This is a genomic window from Novosphingobium sp. 11B, assembly GCF_054589055.1.
The window spans coordinates 1-3,561 of the sequence record NZ_BAAILP010000306.1 but is presented as its reverse complement, the minus strand read 5'-3'; the positions used below and the strand labels follow the sequence as shown (position 1 = coordinate 3,561).

The 3,561-nt window shown below is 70.4% G+C and carries 2 protein-coding genes; both read right to left on the bottom strand.

Features of this window, described 5'->3' with window-relative positions; genetic code table 11:
- Positions 1–72: 72 nt before the first annotated feature.
- The gene (locus ACYPYD_RS26155) at positions 73–954 is read right to left on the bottom strand and encodes a transglutaminase family protein (RefSeq protein WP_459666565.1); all 882 of its coding nucleotides are present in this window, start codon (positions 952–954) and stop codon (positions 73–75) included.
- Positions 954–3,443, bottom strand: a complete 2,490-nt coding sequence (locus ACYPYD_RS26150) for a circularly permuted type 2 ATP-grasp protein (RefSeq protein WP_036526283.1) — start codon at positions 3,441–3,443, stop codon at positions 954–956. Before ACYPYD_RS26150 ends, ACYPYD_RS26155 begins: the two co-directional genes overlap by 1 nt.
- Positions 3,444–3,561 lie beyond the last annotated feature (118 nt).

Below are 3,561 nucleotides of genomic sequence, written 5' to 3'. Positions count from 1 at the left end.
GCGGGAGGGGGCCTTGTTCTCCCCTCCCGCTTGCGGGAGGGGCCGGGGGTGGGCCTTCCTTGCGGCCAAACCTCAATCCAGCGGCGCGACATCCACCGAAGCGTACATCGCCTGCGTCCCCGCGCCCCGAAACCGGCCGTCGAGCGGCGCCACGTCCGAATAGTCGCGGCCCATGCCGAGGAAGATGTGGTCGGTGTCCGCCAGCTTGTCGTTGGTGGGATCGAAGCCGACCCAGCCCAGTTCCTCGCCGCACCACAAGTTGACCCAGGCGTGCATGGCGTCGGCGCCGACCAGCCGCTCCTGCCCCGGCGGCGGCAGCGTGCGCAAGTAGCCGCTGACGTAGGCAGCCGGGATGCCGTGCGCGCGCGCGGCGATGATCATGATGTGGCTGAAGTCCTGGCAGACGCCGTGCCGCCGGTTGAACGCCTCGATCGGCGGCGTGTCGGTCTCGGTCGCGTCCGCATCGAAGGTGAATTCCCCGTGGATCGCCGACATCAGTGCCCGCCCGGCCTCCATCACCGGCATCGCCTCATTGAGCAGCGACCCCGCCCACCGCGCGATTTCGTGCTGCGGCTGCGCGATCGGCGAGGCGAAGATGTACGACGCGGGCGCAAGGTCGGAGAGGTCGGGCTTCTTCATCGCCCGCTCGCGCAGTTCGGCAAGACCCGGCCCGGCCGCATCCTCGACGAAGAACGGCAGCGGCTCGACTTCCACCGTGAAGCGGCTCTCGATCTGGACCTGCGAAGTCACCTCGCGCAGCGCGAAGCGCGCCTCGTTGACGTGGTAGCCGCCCTGCCCCTCCACCACTTGCGAAGGCGAGGGATCGAGCGTCAGCTTGTAGTCGCTCACCACTTGCCCGTTCCAGGCGGCGGGCTTCAGACGCACGTTGAACTGCGCCATGCTGACCGCCTGCGCGTACTTGAGCGTGGTGATATGGCTTACGGAATAGCGCATCAGAGCAGCGGGGTCCTGCGTTCGGCGTCCTCGTTGTCCAGCTGCAGGAAGTAGCGCAGCGAGATCGCATCCGACAGCGCCAGCAACTGCGCTTCCATCGCCGCCAGCCGCTCAGGCGTCATGTCGGTCGCCAGCAGCGCCTGCAGCTCGCCCAGCAGCGCGCGGGCGGCGCGCAAGGGGGGCTCGGGGATATTGTCGTCGCGGGAGGACGGCAGCGCGGAAAGGTGCGCGACGACTTGCGCCACCTGGAACACCAGCGCGCGCGGGTTGTCGGGGTCGAGCAGCACGAGATCGCGCACCGGGTTGAGCGATGGCCCGGTGAGGTAACGGCTGCGATAGATGATCTGGCTGTCGCACAAGTCGAGCAGGAGGCCGAGCGAGGTGACGTCGCCCGCCTTCGTCAATTGCCGCGCGGTGCGGCAGATCGCCTGCGCGCGCTCCAGCCGCTGCCCGATCTCGAGAAAGCGCCACGCGGCCGAGCGCACCATGTTCTCCGAGATCAGCCCCGCGAGAGCGCTGAAATGCTCGGTCAGCCAGCGCGCGCTCGACAGCATCGACTGCGGGCGCTCGACGTTGATCGAGGGCATCGGGCGGCTGACGATGCGCCAGAAATCGCGGGCGAACCGCTCGCGCAGAGCCATGCCGACCTGCTGGCGGCGGCGCATGAGCGTGGCGACGCCGCCGGCCAGCCGCGTCTCGGTAAGCGCGCGGGCGCAGATCTTCGCGATCGGCAGCTTCGCCGTCGCCGCCTCGATCGCCCCGCCTTCGACCAGGAGCGCGGCGAGGCGCGGCAGCGCGGCGCCTTCGGCATCGACGTTGCCGTCGCTGTCCGCCGGGTTGGCGAGGATCGCGCGCACCACCCGTACCATCGCCTCGGCGCGCTCGTTGTAGCGGCCGAACCAGAACAGGTTGTCCGCCGCCTGGCTGGCGAGGATGCCGCCCCCGCGCGAGATCGGCGGCTCTCCGGCCACCCGGCTGCCGAGGTGGGCGGCGGCGGGCTTGTCGTCCACCACCCACAAGTCCGCCGACAAGTCGCCGTCGCCCATCAGCGAGGTCGGCAGCGCGGTGCTGGAGGACAGGCGCGCGAAGCCGCCGGGCATGACCGTCCAGCCGCCGTCGGCCGTGCGCGCCACGAAGGCGCGGACGGTGAAGGGGCGCGGCACGATCTGCCCGTCGATGATCGCGGGCGTGGTGGAGAGGTGGACGATCTCCTGCCCGCAATAGTCCATGGGGCGGCGCCACAGCGCGTCGATCAGCGCGACGCGGGACTTGCCGTCGAGCCCGGCCCCGGCGATCGGATTGCGGTTCGCCAGCGCCTCCACCGGCTGCCCGAATGCGGGAACCAGCGCCAGTTCCTCAAGCCGCGCGGCAACGGTGGAGCTTTCCACCGCCTGTCCGCACCACCATGTCGCGACGTTGGGCAGGATCGGCGCCTCGCCCAGCAGGGTGCGGCACAGGCGCGGCATGAAGGCCGCGAAGGCTGCGGATTCGAGTACTTCGACGCCCGGCCAGTTGACCATCTCGACGCCGCCGCCCGCCCACGCCCCGAACAGGTTGGGCACGCCCAGCTGCGATTTCGCGTCGAACGACAGCGGATCGAGCGCGGTGGTATCGATCCAGCGCCACACCGCGTCCACGCGCTTTGGCCCGGCAATGGTCCCGACGTAGAGCTTTTCGTCGAGCACGGTGAGGTCGCGCCCCTCGACCAGCGGCAGGCCGAGGTAGCGGGCGAGGTGCGCCTGCTCGGCATAAGTCTGGTTGAAGCGGCCGGGCGTCATCAGCGCGATGCGCGGATTCTCGCGGCGACAGGCGGCGGCCATGCCCTCCACCATGCCCGAGAAGAACTCCGACAGGCGCCGCGCATGGGCATCGGCCAGCAGGTTACCGATCGCGCGCGACATGGCGAGGCGGTTCTCCAGCGCATAGCCGATCCCGCCGGCCACGCGCACCCGGTCCTGCAGCACCCGCCATTGCCCGCGCGGCCCGCGTGCAAGGTCGGCGGCGTAGACGTGGATGAAGCGACCCTCGTGAGGCGTGCGCCCGATCATGCGCCGCGCGAAGAACGGGCTGCCGGCGACGACGGCGGCGGGAAGATGGCCGTCGGCGACCAGCTTCTGCTCGCCGTAGATGTCGGTGGCGATCGCTTCCATAAGCTCGGCGCGCTGGATCAGGCCGCGTTCGACCTGGCTCCACTCCTGCGCGCCGACGATCAGCGGCATCGCGTTGAGCGGCCATGAGCGCTCGTCCTCGTCCCCGGTCAGACGGAAGGCGAGGCCGAGGTCGGCGGCATGGCGCGCGGTCGCGTCCTGCAGGGCGGACGGATCGCCATCGGTCGCCGCGGCGAGCCCGGCCGCCACCTTGCGCCACACGTCGGCGACCGGACGGCTGGCATCGCCGAACAGGTCCCCGCGCGAGGCTTCGGCGGCATAGCCGTCAAGCCAGCTCGCGGTCGGGGCGAGATCGGGGCCGGAAGCAGGACGGGTCACCATGGCAAACCTCGTCGTCCCGGACTTGATCCGGGACTGCTGGCCGTGAACAGCCCGCTTGGCATCGGGGCGCCTTGCCGATGGCACCTGCCTGAAGACAGCCAGCGGTCCCGGATCAAGT